The organism is Actinokineospora bangkokensis, assembly GCF_001940455.1.
In the GTDB taxonomy this organism is placed as follows: Bacteria; Actinomycetota; Actinomycetes; order Mycobacteriales; family Pseudonocardiaceae; genus Actinokineospora; species Actinokineospora bangkokensis.
The window spans coordinates 570,880-587,180 of record NZ_MKQR01000007.1; the positions used below are offsets into that span (position 1 = coordinate 570,880).

The 16,301-nt window shown below is 73.7% G+C and carries 14 protein-coding genes; 6 read left to right on the plus strand and 8 right to left on the minus strand.

Annotation, left to right across the window (positions count from 1 at the left end; genetic code table 11):
- Window positions 1-58: 58 nt before the first annotated feature.
- From BJP25_RS07005 to BJP25_RS07030, 6 genes are all read right to left on the minus strand, one after another.
- Window positions 59-925 carry a 3-methyladenine DNA glycosylase gene (locus BJP25_RS07005; protein ID WP_075973918.1) on the minus strand — a complete coding sequence of 289 codons (867 nt, stop codon included), beginning with the start codon at window positions 923-925 and terminating at the stop codon, window positions 59-61.
- Window positions 918-1,967 carry a hemolysin family protein gene (locus BJP25_RS07010; protein ID WP_075973919.1) on the minus strand — a complete coding sequence of 350 codons (1,050 nt, stop codon included), beginning with the start codon at window positions 1,965-1,967 and terminating at the stop codon, window positions 918-920. The genes BJP25_RS07005 and BJP25_RS07010 overlap by 8 nt, the downstream gene beginning before the upstream one ends.
- On the minus strand, window positions 1,964-3,292 hold the full coding sequence (locus tag BJP25_RS07015) for a hemolysin family protein (protein ID WP_198943366.1): 1,329 nt from the start codon (window positions 3,290-3,292) through the stop codon (window positions 1,964-1,966). Before BJP25_RS07015 ends, BJP25_RS07010 begins: the two co-directional genes overlap by 4 nt.
- 239 nt (window positions 3,293-3,531) lie before the next feature.
- Window positions 3,532-4,089 carry a TIGR03086 family metal-binding protein gene (locus BJP25_RS07020; RefSeq protein ID WP_233157937.1) on the minus strand — a complete coding sequence of 186 codons (558 nt, stop codon included), beginning with the start codon at window positions 4,087-4,089 and terminating at the stop codon, window positions 3,532-3,534.
- A 14-nt stretch (window positions 4,090-4,103) separates the two neighbouring features.
- Window positions 4,104-5,288, minus strand: a complete 1,185-nt coding sequence (locus tag BJP25_RS07025) for an MFS transporter (RefSeq protein ID WP_075973921.1) — start codon at window positions 5,286-5,288, stop codon at window positions 4,104-4,106.
- A gap of 43 nt (window positions 5,289-5,331) precedes the next feature.
- Window positions 5,332-5,919: a TetR/AcrR family transcriptional regulator gene (locus BJP25_RS07030; protein ID WP_075973922.1), complete on the minus strand. Its 588-nt coding sequence runs from the start codon at window positions 5,917-5,919 to the stop codon at window positions 5,332-5,334.
- A 152-nt stretch (window positions 5,920-6,071) separates the two neighbouring features.
- Here BJP25_RS07030 and BJP25_RS07035 point away from each other — a divergent pair, with 152 nt between their 5' ends.
- From BJP25_RS07035 to BJP25_RS07060, 6 genes are all read left to right on the plus strand, one after another.
- A complete protein-coding gene (locus BJP25_RS07035) occupies window positions 6,072-7,307 on the plus strand; it encodes a glutamate-cysteine ligase family protein (RefSeq protein ID WP_075973923.1) in 1,236 nt (411 codons plus the stop codon).
- Window positions 7,304-8,641: an ergothioneine biosynthesis protein EgtB gene (egtB, locus tag BJP25_RS07040; protein ID WP_075973924.1), complete on the plus strand. Its 1,338-nt coding sequence runs from the start codon at window positions 7,304-7,306 to the stop codon at window positions 8,639-8,641. Before BJP25_RS07035 ends, egtB begins: the two co-directional genes overlap by 4 nt.
- A gap of 3 nt (window positions 8,642-8,644) precedes the next feature.
- Window positions 8,645-9,400 carry an ergothioneine biosynthesis protein EgtC gene (gene egtC, locus BJP25_RS07045; RefSeq protein WP_075973925.1) on the plus strand — a complete coding sequence of 252 codons (756 nt, stop codon included), beginning with the start codon at window positions 8,645-8,647 and terminating at the stop codon, window positions 9,398-9,400.
- 9 nt (window positions 9,401-9,409) lie between these two features.
- Window positions 9,410-10,381: an L-histidine N(alpha)-methyltransferase gene (egtD, locus tag BJP25_RS07050; protein WP_075973926.1), complete on the plus strand. Its 972-nt coding sequence runs from the start codon at window positions 9,410-9,412 to the stop codon at window positions 10,379-10,381.
- Between the two features lie 136 nt (window positions 10,382-10,517).
- Window positions 10,518-10,781, plus strand: a complete 264-nt coding sequence (locus BJP25_RS07055) for a hypothetical protein (protein WP_075973927.1) — start codon at window positions 10,518-10,520, stop codon at window positions 10,779-10,781.
- An 83-nt stretch (window positions 10,782-10,864) separates the two neighbouring features.
- Window positions 10,865-14,047 carry an NACHT domain-containing protein gene (locus tag BJP25_RS07060; RefSeq protein ID WP_075973928.1) on the plus strand — a complete coding sequence of 1,061 codons (3,183 nt, stop codon included), beginning with the start codon at window positions 10,865-10,867 and terminating at the stop codon, window positions 14,045-14,047.
- A gap of 6 nt (window positions 14,048-14,053) precedes the next feature.
- Here the strand turns inward: BJP25_RS07060 and BJP25_RS07065 are convergent, their stop codons facing one another.
- Window positions 14,054-15,409 carry a vWA domain-containing protein gene (locus BJP25_RS07065; protein WP_075973929.1) on the minus strand — a complete coding sequence of 452 codons (1,356 nt, stop codon included), beginning with the start codon at window positions 15,407-15,409 and terminating at the stop codon, window positions 14,054-14,056.
- Entirely contained in the window at window positions 15,406-16,296 is an 891-nt protein-coding gene (locus BJP25_RS07070; protein ID WP_075973930.1) for an AAA family ATPase, read from the minus strand. Before BJP25_RS07070 ends, BJP25_RS07065 begins: the two co-directional genes overlap by 4 nt.
- Between the last annotated feature and the right edge of the window lie 5 nt (window positions 16,297-16,301).

Sequence of the window (16,301 nt, forward strand, 5' to 3'; positions counted from 1 at the left end):
GATAACTAGCACTATAGGAGAAGGCGGTGCCCGCGATCAACAGCGGGGGTGCCGGGGGTCAGCCGAGCAGCAGGTCGCAGACCTCGATGAGCTGCTTGCGCAGCGGCGCGGCGCGCTCGGCGAACTCGGCCTGGAGCCGCGCGTACCGCACCCGGCCCTCGGGCGTCTCGATCCGCACCGGCTCGTAGCCCAGCGCGGACAGGTCGTACGGGCTGGCGCGCATGTCCAGCTCCCGGATGTCCAGCGCCAGGTCGAAGCAGTCGGCCACCAGCTCCGACGGGGTGTACGGGTCGAGCTTGTAGGCCCACTTGAACAGGTCCATGCCCGCGTGCAGGCACCCCGGCTGCTCGTTGGCCACCTGGTCCTCGCGGGTGGGCGAGAGCAGGTTGAGCGGCCGCGCCTGCGGGGTGAAGAAGCGGAACGCGTCGTAGTGGGCGCAGGTGATGCGCTGCGACTCCACCACCGCGTCGGTGCCGTCCTGGCCCAGCCGCAGCGGCCACGCGCTGTGCCGCACCCGCTCGGCGGGCAGCCGGTACACCATGGCCCACTCGTGCAGGCCGAAGCAGGACAGCCGGGGCGGGCGGGCGGCGGTCGCTGCGAGCAGGTCGCGGATGAAGCGGGCCGTGCGCGCCCGGTTCTCCGGCAGCTCGGGGCGCACCGCGACGCCGCCGTCGACCTCCGCGTACTCCTTCCAGCGCAGGTACTCCCGCGCCGCCGGGCCCGCGAGCACCACGCCCGCGCCCGGGTGCCAGCGCTCCAGGTGGGCGGGGCGGTGGCTGTAGTAGGTGAACAGGAAGTCCAGCACCGGGTGCTTCTCGCCCAGCGCGCGGCGGCGCACGTGTGGGCGGGTCCACCGCTGGACCCGCCGCTCGTGCGCCGCCCGCCGCCGCTGCCACTCGGGTTCGGGCAGGACCTGCTCAGCCACCGCTGTTGATGTGCGTCCCGTCGCGCACGACGCCCACGTACTCCTCCAGCAGGTCCTCCAGGGCCACCACGCCGAGCACGGTGCGGTCGGCGGAGACGGCCTTGGCCAGGTGGCTCTGCGCCCGGCGCAGCGCGGCCAGCGCCTCGTCCAGGTGGGAGTCGGCGGGCAGCTCGGGCAGCCCGCGCACCCGCGACCAGGGCAGCCGGGTGCCCGGGTCGGCGTCCACCAGGTCCAGCAGGTCCTTGATGTGGACGTAGCCGTTGAGGCTGCCGTCGGGCATCCGCACCGGGAAGCGGGAGAAGCCGGTCTCGGCCACCGCCGCCTCCACCTCGCCGACGCTCGGCGGGTGCGGGACGGTCTTGATCTGCTCCATCGGCACCATGACCTCGGCCACGGTGCGCTCGGCGGAGGTGAGGGTGTTGGTCAGCCGCCGGTGCTCGGAGTCGTCGAGCAGGCCCTCCGCGCGCGACTCCGCGATCATCGTCGCCAGCTCGTCGGAGGTGTAGGCGGTCTCCAGCTCCTCCTTGGGGACGACGTGGAAGCGCCGCAGCACCGCGGTGGAGGCCTTGGTGAACAGCGACAGCAGCGGGCGCACCAGCTTGCAGAACGCGTAGTGCACCGGCACCAGCGCCATCGCCGCGCGCTCGGGCCCGGCGATGGCCAGGTTCTTCGGCACCATCTCGCCGATCACCGTGTGCAGGGCGGTCACCAGGCCCAGCGCGATGGCGAAGGCCACGCCGTGCACCAGCGCCTCGGGCAGGCCCAGCGCGGCGAACGGCACCTCGATCAGGTGCGCGATGGTGGGCTCGGCCAGGGCGCCCAGGCCCAGCGAGCACACGGTGATGCCCAGCTGCGCGCCCGCGATCAGCAGCGGCAGCTCCCGCGACGCCTCGATGGCGGTGGTGGCGCGCGTGGCGCCTTCCCTGGCGAGCGCTTCGAGCCGGTCGCGGCGCGCGGTGATGATCGCGAACTCGGACCCGACGAAGAAGGCGTTGCCCAGCAGCAGGAGCAGGGTGGCGAGCAGGGAGAGGAAGTCGCTCACGCGGTCACCCCCTGGCGGGGCATGCGGGCCACGCGCAGCTCCGCGATGCGGTGGCGGTCCATCCGCATCACGGTCACCCGCCAGCCGTCGAGCCGGATCTCGTCGTTGACCTCGGGGATGCGGCCGAGCCTGGTCAGCACCAGGCCCGCCACCGTCTCGTACTCGCCGGTGGGCATCCGGAACCCGGTCGCGTCGGCCAGCTCGTCGTCGCGCAGCAGACCGGACACCATCCAGCTCTCCTTGCCCAGCGGGCGCACCGGGCTGACCTCGCCGCGGTCGTGCTCGTCGCGGACGTCGCCGACGATCTCCTCGACCAGGTCCTCCAGGGTCACCAGGCCCGCGGTGCCGCCGTACTCGTCGACGACCACGGCGACCTGCAACCCCGAGCCGCGCAGCCGGTCGAGCAGCACGTCGCCCTCCAGGGTCTCCGGCACGGTGGGCACCGGGCGGGCCAGCGACCCGACCCGGGTGGTCGCGCGCACCGCGGACGGCACGCTGAACACCTGCTTGACGTGCACGACCCCGCGCACGTCGTCGAGGTCGCCGCCGTGCACCGGGAACCGGGAGAACCCGGTGGCCCTGGCCAGCGACACCAGGTCGGCCACGGTGGCGTCGGCGCGCAGGGCGTGCACCCGCACGCGCGGGGTCATCAGCTCGTCGGCGGTGCGGTCCCCGAAGCGCAGCGAGCGGCTGAGCAGGGTGGCGGTGCCGGTGTCGAGGGTGCCGGAGGCCTCGCTGGAGCGCACCAGGCCGCCCAGCTCCTGCGGGGAGCGCGCCGAGCGCAGCTCCTCCTGCGGTTCGACGCCCATGCGCCGCACCACCCAGTTCGCGGAGCCGTTGAGGCCGTTGATCAGCCAGCGCAGCACCGAGGAGAACACCGCCTGGATGCCCGCCACGGCGCGGGCGGTGGGGAGCGGCTTGGCGATGGCGAGGTTCTTGGGCACCAGCTCCCCGAACACCATCGACAGCGAGGTCGCCAGCAGCAGGGCCACCGCGATGGCCACGGCCTCCGCGCCCGCCTCGGGCAGCCCGACCCAGGTCAGCGGCGGCTCGATGAGGCTGGCGATGGCCGGTTCGGCGATGTAGCCGGTGACCAGGGTGGTGATGGTGATGCCCAGCTGCGCGCCGGAGAGCTGGAACGACAGCGTGCGGTGGGCCTTGGCGATGGCCACCGCCCGCCGGTCGCCCACCTGCTCGACGTGGTGGTCGACCTGGCTGCGCTCCAGCGTGGTCAGGGAGAACTCGGCTGCCACGAACAGGGCCGTGCCGAGGGTGAGCGCGGCCACGGCCAGCAGGCCGAGGACGTTGAGCAGGACGCCGATCACCGAGCACCCCGCTCGGTCACCGGGTGGGTATGGTCGCCGGGCCCGTCGCCCGGCCCGCTACTGCGACCGGGGGATCGGGACGCGCGTGCCGCCTTGCGCACGGTGGCGTGCTCCTCGAATCGTCTTGTGCCAACCCACCCAGTCTAGGGCTTGTTCGGCCGGTGGGCGCCGGTGCACCGACGTGACCCGCGTCCGCTGTGTCGGGTCCTGGCGAGGACACCGGGCCCTCGGGACGGGGACTACGCCCTGGTCGGGGGCTTCCACCCGGGGTCGCGGCCGGTGAGGGCGACCAGCCGGTCCTGGGGGCTCGCGCCCGAGGGCACGTCCACCGCGTCGGCGAAGATGGTGCCGCGCCAGTTCTCCACGTCGTCGGCGATGTGGTCGAGGACCGCGGTGGCCAGCTCGTCTGGGATGCCCGCGTCGGCGCCCGCCGCGGTGGCCATGTCCCAGCCGTGCACGGCCAGGTCCATCGTCATCTGCCAGCGGTACTCCGCGGCGGGGGTGTCCCCGAAGGACAGGTGCACCACCCGGTCGTCCGGAACGCCCGCCCACGCCTCGGCCGCGGCGGCGTTGGCCCGCTCCCAGGTCGCGACGGGGTCGTCGCCCAGGACGTCGTCGTCGTAGCGGTCCCCGACCTGCTCGACGGTCTCCCCGGCCAGCAGGTGCGGCACCCACAGCTGCTCGGCGGTGAGGTGGTTGAGCAGCTCGCGGGCGTCCCAGTCGGAGCAGGGCGTGGGGGCGTCCCAGTCGTGCAGGCGGTGCGCGGCCCGATCGGCCACCTCGCGTGCGCTAGCCATGTGGTCCATGGCCCTCAGTCCACCAGTGCCGCGGGGCGGCTGCCACTCCGCGCGGCCAGCGCGCCGAGCCCCGCGGCGAGGAGCTGGCCCGCGGCCGCGACGGCGATGCCCGCCCCGGCGCCGACGGCGGGCACGAGCCAGCCGCCCGCCGCGGCCCCCGCGGCGAACGCGGCGATCTTGAGGCTGCCGCCGGTGACCGAGACCTGGCTGAGCAGGCCGACCGGGGTGTGGCGCTGGCGGGTGGCCATGATCGCGGGCAGGGTGGCGCCGTTGGCCAGGCCCGCCGCGGCCGCCGCCACCAGGGCCTGCGGCAGCGCGGGCGCCAGCGCGACGGTGAGCAGCACCGCGCCGTGGGCGGTGAGGCAGCCGAAGACGACCCGCTCCGGCCGGTCGCCCGCCAGCAGCCGCCGGGACAGCAGCAGCACCGCGACGAGGCTGCCCACCTCCATCGCCGTCCACAGGTAGCCGCCCGCCGACTCCGCGGCGCCGACCTCGGCCGCGCGCAGCGGGAAGGCGGTGCTGAGCAGGCCCGCGGCCAGGAACGCCACGACCGTCGCCAGGGTGGCGCCGCGCAGCGGGGCGGTGGTGGCGAGGTGGACGAGCCCGTCGCGCACCACCCGCCCCAGGCGCGGCCGGTCGGCGTCGGCCCTGGCGACCCGGGGCAGGGTGGCGGTGGCGAGCGCGCCGAGCACGGCCAGCCCGCTGATGGCCAGCACGGCGGCGGGGGAGCCGACGCCGCCCGCGAGCGCGCCCGCCAGGCCGGGGCCCAGGATGGCGGCCACGCTGAACGACCCCGCGTCGAAGGAGTTGGCCCTGGTCAGCTGGTCGCGGGGCACCAGGAGCGGCACCAGGCTGGAGTAGCCGCCGCTGGTCAGCGGCAGGGCGACCCCGGTGACGGCGGTGAGCAGCAGCGGCACGGCGCTCGGCCCGTGCCCCAGGGTGCGCTCCACCCCCACGCAGGCCGCGGCGAGCAGCAGGCCGTTGGCGGCGAGCACGCGGGTGCGGTGCGGCGACCGGTCGAGGACGGCGCCCACCACCGGCCCGGAGGCGATCGAGGGCAGGGCGTAGGCGGTGACCATCAGCCCGGCCAGCGCCGGGTCGCCGGTGCGGTCCAGGGCGAGCAGGACGAGGGCGACGCCCACCATCTCGTCGGCGACCCTGGCCGCCGTCGCCGCCAGCAGGAACCGCCACAACCCCATGCGTGCCGATTCTGCGAGGCCGCGCGCGGGCGCACAACCGCTTTCAGCCGCTGCGGCGGTGGCGGCGCACCGACTCCTCCACCAGGTCGAGCACCGGGCCGAGGCCGTCGGCGGGCAGGCCCATCGCCAGGTGCGACACCAGCCCCTCCAGCACCAGCTCCAGGAACGAGGTCAGCACGTCGACGTCGACGTCGTCGCGCAGCTTGCCCGCCTCGCGCTGGCGCAGCAGGCGCTCGCGGGTGGCGGTGGTGAGCTGCTCGGAGCGCTCGGCCCAGCGGGCGCGGAACTCCGGGTCGGTGCGCAGCCGCCGGGAGACCTCCAGCCGGGTGCCGAGCCAGTCGGCGGGGTGCGCGCCGGGCAGCGCGGGCGCGAGCAGGTTGCGCATCACCTGCACCAGGCCCTGCTCGGCGACGACCTCGCTCATCCGCAGGGTCTCGTCCTCGGCCAGGGCGAGGAAGAGCGATTCCTTGTCCCGGAAGTGGTGGAAGATCGCGCCCCGGGAGAGTCCGGTAGCCTCTTCCAACCGCCGCACGGTGGCCCCCTCGTAGCCGTGGCGGGCGAAGCACGCCCGCGCGCCGTCGAGGATCTGGCGCCGACGCGCGTCGAGATGGTCCTGGCTCACCCTGGGCACCCGGTGATCGTGGCACCGCCCCCCGGAGCATCGCAATCCGTACGTACGTTTTGGGATCGAGGCCACCCCTTCGGCGCAACCGCGGGACCCGGCGGTTGTCGGTGGGCGCGTGTAGCGTCGAACGCGGCCGAAAACCCTTGCGGACAAAGGGGATGATCGTTCTGACCACCGTCGAACAGGCGGGCGAGGTGCAGCCGGACCACCGAAGGCTGCGTGCCCGCGTCGAGGCCGAGGCGTACGTCGCTTCGGTGTGCTTCAAGCACGGTCCGCCCCGCCTGGTCGGGGTCGAGCTGGAGTGGACCGCGCACCACCGCGACGACCCCGCGCGCAGGCTCGAACCGGCCCACCTGGCGGCCGCGCTCGGCCCGCACGCCCCCGCCACCGTGCGCGCGGGCAGCCCGCACGACGCGCTGCCCGCAGGCTCCCTGCTCACCGTCGAACCCGGCGGGCAGGTCGAGATCTCCTCCCTCCCGGCGACCTCCCTGGGGACGGTCATCGACGCGGTCGCCGCGGACACCGCCTACCTCACCGGACGCCTCGACGAGGCGGGCTTGGTGCTGGGCACCCGCGGCCTGGACCCGCACCGCGGCCCGCGCCGGGTGCTCGACACCCCCCGCTACGCGGCCATGGAGCACGCGTTCACCCCGCTGGGCCCCGAGGGCCTGACCATGATGTGCGCGACGGCGGGCCTCCAGGTCTGCCTGGACGCCGGGGAGGCGGACCAGGTCGCCACCCGGTTCGCCGCGATCACCTCGCTGGGCCCGGTCTGCACCGCGCTGTTCGCCAACTCCCCGGCCGACGGGTGGGCCTCGGCGCGGGCGCGGGCGGTGCTGGGCATCCAGCCCGGCCGCTCCAGCCCCGTCCCGGCCACCGACGACCCGGCCGCGGCGTGGGCGCGGCAGGTGGTGGACACCCCGCTGCTGTTCGCCCGGCGCCCCGGCGCCGACTGGACGGTGCCGCATGGGGTCACCTTCGCGGACTGGATCGACGGCGCGCTGCCGCGACCACCCACCGTCGACGACCTCGACTACCACCTCACCAGCATGTTCACCCCGGTCCGGCCGCACGGGTACGTCGAGGTGCGCTACCTCGACGCGCAGCCGGGTCCGGAGTGGGTCGTCCCGGTCGCGCTGCTCACCGCGCTGATGGCCGACCCGCGCACCGTCGACGCGGTCGTCGACGCCTGCGCACCGGTCGCGGACCGGTGGCTGGAGGCCGCCCGCCTGGGCTTGGCCGACCCGCCGACCGCCGCGGCCGCCCGCCGGGTGCTCGACCTGGGCATCCCGGCGGTGGACCGCCTCGACCTGCCCGCGGCCACCCGCGCGCACGTGCTCCAGCGGTGCACCGCGCTCGTCGACCGCACGCACACCGCCGGGAGGACGCCATGACCAGCACGGACCTGCACGACCCGGGCCGGGAGGCGGTGCGCGCCCGCGTCGCCGCGGCGCTCACCCGCTCCCGCGCCCGCTCGACCGCGCTCACCGACGCCGTCGACGACGACGACCTCGTCCGCCAGCACTCCAAGCTCATGTCCCCGCTGGTGTGGGACCTGGCCCACATCGGCAACCAGGAGGAGCTGTGGCTGGTGCGCGACGTGGGCGGCCGCGAGCCGGTGCGCGAGGACATCGACAACCTCTACGACGCCTTCCAGCACTCCCGGGCCAGCCGCCCGGGGCTGCCGCTGCTGAGCCCCGCCGAGGCGCGGGGGTACGTGCGGCAGGTGCGGGAGAAGGTGTTCGACGTGCTGGACCGCTCGCCGCTGGAGGGCCGCAGGCTGCTCCAGGACGGGTTCGCCTTCGGCATGATCGTCCAGCACGAGCAGCAGCACGCCGAGACGATGCTGGCCACCCACCAGCTGCGCCTGGGCGCCCCGGTGCTGCACGCGCCGGAACCGCCGCGGGCGGTGGTGCCGCTGCCCGAGCGCGAGGTGCTGGTGCCCGGCGGTGAGTTCACCATGGGCACCTCCACCGACCCGTGGGCGCTGGACAACGAGCGGCCCGCGGTCGGCGTGCACGTCGACGCGTTCTTCATCGACACCGTGCCGGTGAGCAACGGCGAGTACCTGGCGTTCCTCGACGCGGGCGGCTACGACGACGAGCGCTGGTGGAGCGCGGCCGGGTGGGCGCACCGGCAGAAGGCGGGCCTGGTGGCGCCGCGGTTCTGGGAGCGCGCCGAGGACGGCTGGTACCGCACCCGGTTCGGGGTGCGCGAGCCGGTGCCGGTCGACGAACCCGTGGTGCACGTGTGCTTCCACGAGGCGCAGGCGTACGCGGCGTGGGCGGGCAAGCGGCTGCCCACCGAACCGGAGTGGGAGAAGGCGGCCCGGTTCGACCCGGCCACCGGCCGCTCGCGCCGGTTCCCCTGGGGCGACGAGGAACCGACGGCCGAGCACGCCAACCTCGGGCAGCGGCACCTGCGGCCCGCCCCGGTCGGCGCGTACGCGGCGGGGGCGTCCCCGCTGGGCGTGCGGCAGCTCATGGGCGACGTGTGGGAGTGGTGCGACTCCGACTTCCACCCCTACCCCGGGTTCGCCGCGTTCCCGTACCGGGAGTACTCCGAGGTGTTCTTCGGCGGCGACTACAAGATGCTGCGCGGCGGGTCGTTCGGCACCGACGCCGACGCCGTGCGCGGCACCTTCCGCAACTGGGACCACCCGATCCGGCGGCAGATCTTCTCCGGCTTCCGGCTCGCCCGCGACGCCGCGCCGCACGAGGTCCGCTGACGGATGTGCCGCCACCTGGGGTACCTGGGCCCCGCCGTGCCCTTGGCACGCCTGCTGACCGGTCCGACCGGGCTGCTGACCCAGACCTGGGCCCCCGCCGACATGCGCGGCGGGGGCACCGTCAACGCCGACGGGTTCGGCGTGGGCTGGTACGCCCCCGGCTCCGCCGAGCCCGTCCGCTACCGGCGCGCCGTTCCGATGTGGACGGACACGTCGTTCGCGGCGCTGTCGGCCTCGGTCAGCAGCCCGGCGGTGCTGGCGGCGGCCCGCTCCGCGACGGTGGGCATGCCGGTCGTGGAGACCGCGTGCGCGCCCTTCACCGACGGGCGGTGGCTGTTCAGCCACAACGGGGTCGTGCGCGGGTGGCCCGGTTCGGTGGCCGACCTGGCCGCCGAGCTGCCGGTGGTCGACCTGCTGACCCTGGACGCGCCGACCGACAGCGCCCTGCTGTGGGCGTTGGTGCGCAACCGCTTGCGCGCCGGGGTGTCCGCTGAGGACGCCCTCGCGTCCGTGGTGGAGGACGTGGCCGCCCGCGCCCCCGACTCCCGCCTGAACCTGATGCTGACCGACGGCGCGGTGCTGGTCGCCACCACCTGGTGGCACTCGCTGTCCGCGCTCGTCGGCCCCGACTCCGTCACCCTGGCCTCCGAGCCCTGGGACGACGACCCCCGGTGGACCCCCTTCGCCGACCGCCTCCTGGTGGTCGCGCAGGCGGGTCCCCACCCCGGCGTGCGCACCCGCGCGCTGGGCCCCTCCTGAGGAGGCACCGTGCCCGAGCCCACCTTCGACGTGCACCTTCCCGAAGACCACGCGGCGACCGCCCTGGCCGCCGACGCCCGCGCCGGCCTGACCGCGTCCCCGAAGACCCTGCCGCCCAAGTGGTTCTACGACGCCCGGGGCAGCGAGCTGTTCGAGGACATCACCCGGCTGCCGGAGTACTACCCGACCCGCGCCGAGCGCGCGATCCTCGCTGAGCACGCGGCCGACATCGCGACCGCCACCGGCGCGAACACCCTGGTGGAACTGGGGTCGGGCTCGTCGGAGAAGACCCTGCTGCTGCTCGACGCCCTGCGCACCGCGGGCACCCTCACCCAGATCACCACCCTCGACGTCTCCGGCACCGCCCTGCGCGAGGCAGCCGGGGTCCTGGCGGGCAAGTACCCCTCCGCCCAGGTGCACGGCGTGGTGGGCGACTTCACCGAGCACCTGTCCCTGCTCCCCGGCGACCCCACCCGGCTGGTGGCGTTCCTCGGCGGCACCATCGGCAACTTCCTCCCGGACGAGCGCGCCCGCTTCCTGTCCTCGGTGCGCGACCTGCTCAAGCCGGGGGAGTGGCTGCTGCTCGGCACCGACCTGGTCAAGGACCGCGCCACCCTGGAGGCCGCCTACGACGACGCCCAGGGCGTGACGGCCGAGTTCAACAAGAACGTCCTGCACGTGCTCAACCGCGAACTCGGCGCCGACTTCGACGTCGACGCGTTCGCGCACCTCTCGCACTGGGACGAAGTGAACGAGTGGGTCGAGATGCGCCTGCGCGCCACCTCGGCCCAGCGCGTGACCATCAGCGGCCTGGACCTGGTGGTCGAGTTCGCCGCCGGGGAGCAGGTGCGCACCGAGATCTCCGCCAAGTTCCGCCGCGAACGGGTGGAGTCCGAACTGCGCACCGCGGGCTTCGCCCTGGCCCACTGGTGGACCGACCCCGAGGGGCGCTTCGCCCTGTCCCTCGCCCAGGCCGACTGAGCGCCGCGGGGCGTGGCGCTGAGCGAGGGATGCTCAGCTCCACGCCCCGATGTGGCGTAGGACCCTTGCGTGTAACGCCCGCCTGTGGTGGCGCGACCCTCCGGGCGACGTCCCCCCGCACGCAAGGCAGGCCTGCATGTCGCTCTCGGACACCGGCGCCGCGCTCGTCGCCGACCACCTCCGCGGCGCTTCCACCCCCGCCGCCGCCCGCATCCACGACCTCCTCACCCGCTTCGGCGCCACCCGCGGCCCCCTCTCCCAGGTCCAGGCCAACCCCGACGACCACCTGGCCCAGTCCCTGCTCGGCGCCGCCCTCGACTCCACCGTCCGCACCCACCCCGGCTTGGCCGAGGAGATCCAGGTGCTCGTCGAGCAGGCGGGCAAGCGCAAGCGCCGCTGACCCGCAAGGCGAGGCACTGGCCAATTTCGGCCGCGGTGTGCCACCCTTCCAGCCGCACGCGGCCGCAGGATGGGGGAACGCCGGTGAAGCCCTTGACGTACCGGGACGCGGTCACCCTTCTGGGCAGGGGTGGCCAACCGCTGGTGGACGCCCTGGACAAGGTGTTCGGCGGGCTGCTGCTGGCGGCCACCCCGGGGGTGCCGGACCTCCTGTCGATCTTCGACGCCAAGAGCGAGCTCACCAGGGTCGGCTCCGAGCTGGTCGCCCGGGGCATCGACCGCAGGCACGGGCTCGGCCAGGTCGATCGGGTCCAGCGGCTGCGCGCCGCCCGCGGCGTGCTCGTGGTGACGGCGTTCTTCGAGGCTGTGGCCGAGCTGAGCCGGTCGGTGCAGGCTGAAGTGCCCGTGCTGTCCCGCAGGGAGCAACTGGGGCTGGCCGCCGAGAGCTCCGCGGAGTCGTTGAAGCAGGTCGCTGAGGTGATCCTGGGCTCGCGGCTGCCCGAACTGGGGGTGCAGGCGGCGCCCGCGGAGACGCGTGCCGCGCTCCAGGAGTTCTACGGTGGCTTGAACGAGCGCTTCCTGGACTTCGTGAGGGGTCTGAGCTGGTGGGAGGAACTGGGCCCACTGCGCCGCCAAGCCCTCTCCGACGCCCTCGCCCGCACCCCGCTGGTGGCCGTCGACCGCTTCGAAGGATCGCTGGTGCGGGCGGCGGCGGAGTGCCCGGAGTTCTCCATCTGGCTGAGCCTGTCGGAGAACCGGGCCACCCACGAGCGCGTCCGCGACGTGCAGCGGGCCGTGTCGCAGCTGCTCGACCGGGCGCAGCCTGTGGAACGTGCTGCCCCGGCGTTCCAGGGCGTCCTGCGGTCCAACCGCGCCGTGCTGGGTCGGAAGCTGGTCAAGGCCGACGACCTCCCGGAGGGACTGGACGCCCCCACCGTCGAGGACGCCTACGTCGACCCCATGTTCAAACTCGCCAAGGCAGGTGCGCTCACCTCCATCAGCAGCGAGGACTTCTGGGACCGGGTTCCGCCGCGCGCTGGGTTCTCCGCGTTCTTCCTCGCGCACCTGTCCACCCCGGCCGCGTGGGAGGCGCCGCTGGTGGTGCTCGGGCACCCGGGCGCGGGCAAGTCGCTGCTAACCGAGGTGCAGGCGGCGACCCTCCCGTCCCCGGACTTCGTCGTCGTCCGGGTGCCGCTGCGGGACGTGCGCGCCGAAGCCGAGGTGCACGATCAGGTAGAGCAAGCGATCCGGCTGTCCACCCACGAGTCGGTGTCCTGGCCGGAGTTCGCCCGCGCCGCCGGTGAGTCGGTGCTGCTGCTGTTCCTCGACGGTTTCGACGAGCTGATCCAGGCCACCGGGGTGAGCAAGTCCGACTACCTCGTGCGGGTGCAGCGGTTCCAGGAGGTCGAGCGGACCCAGGGCAGGCACGTCGGTGTGGTGGTCACCAGCCGGGTGACCGTGGCCGACCGGATGAGGCTCCCCGGGGAGGTCCTGGTCGCCCGGATCGAGCGCTTCGAGGTCGACCAGATCCAGAGCTGGGTCGACGTGTGGAACTACACCAACCGGGACTACCTGCGCGCCAACGGGCGCAGCCCGCTGACCCTGGAGACGATCGAACGCCACCTCGACCTGGTCTCCCAACCGCTGCTCCTGCTCATGGTCGCCCTTTACGACGCCGAAAGCGGCGCGCTGCAAGGGGAGACGGACAAGCTCAGCAAGTCCGAGCTGTACGAGCGGCTGCTGGTCCGGTTCGCCCGGCGGGAGGTGTCGAAGCGGGTCGACCCGGAGGACGACGCCGAAGTCGAGAAGGAGTTGTTGATCCTGTCGGTGGTGGCCATCGGCATGTTCAACCGGGGCGCGCAGTGGATCACCGACGAGGAATTGGCCGCCGATCTGGTGGCTCTCGGACTGGCCGGGGATTCCCGGCCTGCTGTCACCGCCGCGCATCAGCGCTTGGCGGGGCAGGCGCGGGACGCACTGGGCAGGTTCTTCTACATCCACCGCGCGCGTGCCACCGTCGACGACCAAGAGATCGGCACCTATGAGTTCCTGCACGCCACCTTCGGTGAATACCTGGTGGCGCGGCTGACGTGGAGGTGCGTCGTCGACCTCGTGGAGCGCATCCGGGTTGCCCGTTCCGCGCTGTTCGCTGACAACGGCCACGTGGACGACGCCCGGTTGCGCGGGTTCCTCTCGTGCTCGGTGCTGTCGGTGCGCACGACGACGATGGAATTCCTGGTGGAGGAAGCGGCGCGGACCCCAGGTGAGCAGCTGCGGGCCATGCGGGAGGCGCTGCTGGCGGCGTTTCGAGCCTTGCAGCAGCCGGGTCGAGAAGTGCCGCAGGACGCCTATCAGCCGGTGGCCATGACACAGGTGGAGCGCGCGGCCACCTACAGCGCGAACCTGGTGCTCCTGCTGACAGTCGTCGCGGACGGGGTGTCCTCTGCGGACCTCTTCCCCGAGGACGACCTGCACGGCGAGCGCTGGTCGAGGTTGGCTCGACTGTGGCAATCGCAGCTGAGCGGAAGCGCATGGCACAGCGTGGTGGAGGCCTTCGCTGTGAGACGGGGTGGCCCGGCGGGAAAGGTGCTGGTGCACAGTCGCGGCAGGGAATGGGTTCCCGCGTCCGAGGCGACCTTCTTCAGGGCCGCCCGCTTGATCGCCGCGCCGGAGTTGGACCACGTCGTCTCTGCGATCGGTGGCCCCACGGGATTCTTCGCAAGAACGCTGCCGTACACCGTGTTCACGGAGACGGGCGCCAAGCCGGTGGTAGCAGAACTCCTGGCGGCGTTCCTGTTTCACGCGCGAGGTCGGCGCTGGGAGGAGCGGAGGCCGGTCTACCTGCGCTTGGTCAACTTCGCGGCTCCGGTTGCCTCGGAACATGCGGCGTTGGTGTTCCAGTTGTTGGTGAACGATGAGCTTGTGCCGGAATCCTTCCTGCGCGAACACCTCCACGAAGTGGACTTGCCCATGCTCGGGCAGCGAGTTCGGAACCTGGGGCTCTACCTGAAGTTGCTTGATCGTGAGGGTGGGCGTGAGCACGCCCTGGAAGCGCTCAACGCCACTCTCCAGGAGGGCGTCAGCCTGGAACAGGCCGCTGAGATCTGGTGCGCTCTTGCTGATCGCCGCATTCCCGTGGCGGACTACACCGAAGCGCTGGGGGACTACGCCCACGACCTCCGCTGGCCGCAGCGCGACACCGCGCTGGCCCACCGGCCGGACCTGCTCTCCAGGCTCTCCGCCCTGGAGGACGACGAGTTGCTGTAGCCCACCTCAGGTGGGCAGCAGCCGGCTGACCAGGGTGGTGAGCTGGCGGGTGTTGCGGCACTCGTGCATCCGGATCAGGCCCGCATACCTGTCCGCCACCGAGTCGCCCGTGTTCCACAGGGCCCGGCGTTCCGGGTTGAGCCAGTGGGCGTGGCGGGCTGGGGTGACCAGGGTGCGGAAGGCGTCCAGGGCCGGGTCGCCGCCGTTGGTCCGCGCGTCGCCCAGGATGAGCAGGGAGGTGCGGGGGGTGATGGCGTCGGCGTGGCGGTCGAGGAAGTGGCGGAAGGAGCGGCCGTAGTCGCTGTGGCCGTCCCAGGTGGTGAGGGTGGCTTCGGCGTGGATGCGGGCGCCGAGGGAGTCGGGGTCGGCGGCGCCGGTGCGGACGAGGTGGGTGATCTCGTCGACGGTGTCGATGAAGCCGAAGACGCGGACCTTGCTGAACTGGTCGTGCAGGGCTTGGACCAGGAGCATGGTGAAGTTGGCGAAGCCCGCGACGGAGCCGGACAGGTCGCAGAGCAGGACGATCTCGGGGCGCGCGGGGCGGTTCCTGCGGAACGCGAGGTCGATCGGGACGCCGCCGGTGGACAGGGAGCGGCGCAGGGTGCGGCGGATGTCGATGTGGCCGCGGGCGGCGCGGCGGCGGCGGGCGGCGAGGCGGGTGGCGAGCTTGCGGGACAGCGGTTGGATGGTGCGGCGCAGGTCCGCGAGCTGGGCGCGGCTGGCGACGAGGAAGTCGACGCGGTCGGGGGAGGGGTCGACGGCGTGGTCGAGCACCCGCCTGCGGCCGCGCGCCTCGGCGGTGCGGCGGCGAGCCTCGGTGCGCACGGCCGCGCGGAAGGACTCCACCCGGCGGCGGACCTCGTCGCGGTGCAGGCGGTCGGTGAAGGCGCCGCTGTCGCCGCCGCGCTCGGCCAGCGCCCGCACCACCAGCGACTGCGGCCGCACCCGCTCCAGCGCCTCGTACGCCGAGTAGCCGCCGCCCCCGGTGCCGCCCGCCCCGTACCGCCCGAACGCCTCCACCGCGATCCCGGCGAGCCTGCCGATGGCCCCCGGGTCGTCCGCGGCCAGCGCCGCCACCAGTTCGTCGCGCACCCGGTCGAGGTCCCACTCCTGGTCCCGCGCCCCCTCCGGCGCGCCGACCCCCAGCGGGAAGCACACGTCGAACACCGCGTCGAACACCCCGCGCTGGTCCGCCCGGCGCAGCAGCGCCGCCGCCAACCCCTCCCGCAGCAGCTCGCGGTCGGCCAGCCCCAGCACCTCCACCACCGCGGCGGCGTCCACGGTCTCGCTGGGACCCGCGGTGATCCCGTGCCCGCGCAGCGCGGTCACCATCTCGACCAACCGCTCCGGCACCCCGCTCATGGGGTCGCGCTGCCGAGGGCCTTGTCCAGGTCGAGGTGGTCGCGGACGCGGGCGATGTCGTCCTGGTGCTTGACGATGACGCCGAGGCTGGTGCGGACGACCTCCTCGTCGAGGGTGTCGGCGCCCAGGGCCAGCAGGGTGCGGGCCCAGTCGACGGTCTCGGCCACCGAGGGGGCCTTGCGCAGGTCCATGGCGCGCAGGGCGCCGACCACGGCGACCACCGAGGCGGTCAGGGCCGCGTCGACACCGGGGACCTTGGTGGTGACGATGCGGCGTTCGAGGTCCGCGTCCGGGAAGTCGATGTGCAGGAACAGGCAGCGGCGGCGCAGGGCGTCGGAGAGGTCGCGGGTGGCGTTGGAGGTCAGGACGGTGAAGGGCCTGCGGCGGGCGACGATGGTGCCCAGTTCGGGGACGGTGACCTGGAAGTCGCCCAGGACCTCCAGCAGCAGGCCCTCGACCTCGACGTCGGCCTTGTCCACCTCGTCGACGAGCAGCACCGTGGGCTCGTCGCCGGTGATGGCGGTCAGCAGGGGGCGGGCGAGCAGGAACTCCTCGGTGAAGATGTCCGCGCGCGCGGCCTCCCACCCCTCGTCGCCGCCCGCGGTGATGCGCAGCAGCTGCTTGGCGTGGTTCCACTCGTAGAGCGCGCGGGCCTCGTCGACGCCCTCGTAGCACTGCAACCGCACGAGGCGGGAGCCGGTGGCGGCGGCGACCGCCCGCGACAGCTCGGTCTTGCCCACCCCCGCGGGGCCCTCGACCAGCAGCGGCCTGCCCAGCCGGTCGGCCAGGAACACCGTGGTGGCGACCGCGGCCGAGGCCAGGTAGCCCTGCTCGGCGAGCCGGTCCACCACGTCGTCGACCGAGGCGAAGCGATCGGTTCCGGTCACGCGCC

Excerpts from the sequence above, each read along its gene's own strand:
- BJP25_RS07020 (WP_233157937.1), bottom strand. The coding sequence starts at position 4,089 with ATGGCTAGCGCACGCGAGGTGGCCGATCGGGCCGCGCACCGCCTGCAC.
- BJP25_RS07025 (WP_075973921.1), bottom strand. The coding sequence starts at position 5,288 with ATGGGGTTGTGGCGGTTCCTGCTGGCGGCGACGGCGGCCAGGGTCGCC.
- BJP25_RS07035 (WP_075973923.1), top strand. The coding sequence starts at position 6,072 with ATGATCGTTCTGACCACCGTCGAACAGGCGGGCGAGGTGCAGCCGGAC.
- egtB (WP_075973924.1), top strand. The coding sequence starts at position 7,304 with ATGACCAGCACGGACCTGCACGACCCGGGCCGGGAGGCGGTGCGCGCC.
- egtC (WP_075973925.1), top strand. The coding sequence starts at position 8,645 with ATGTGCCGCCACCTGGGGTACCTGGGCCCCGCCGTGCCCTTGGCACGC.
- BJP25_RS07055 (WP_075973927.1), top strand. The coding sequence starts at position 10,518 with ATGTCGCTCTCGGACACCGGCGCCGCGCTCGTCGCCGACCACCTCCGC.
- BJP25_RS07065 (WP_075973929.1), bottom strand. The coding sequence starts at position 15,409 with ATGAGCGGGGTGCCGGAGCGGTTGGTCGAGATGGTGACCGCGCTGCGC.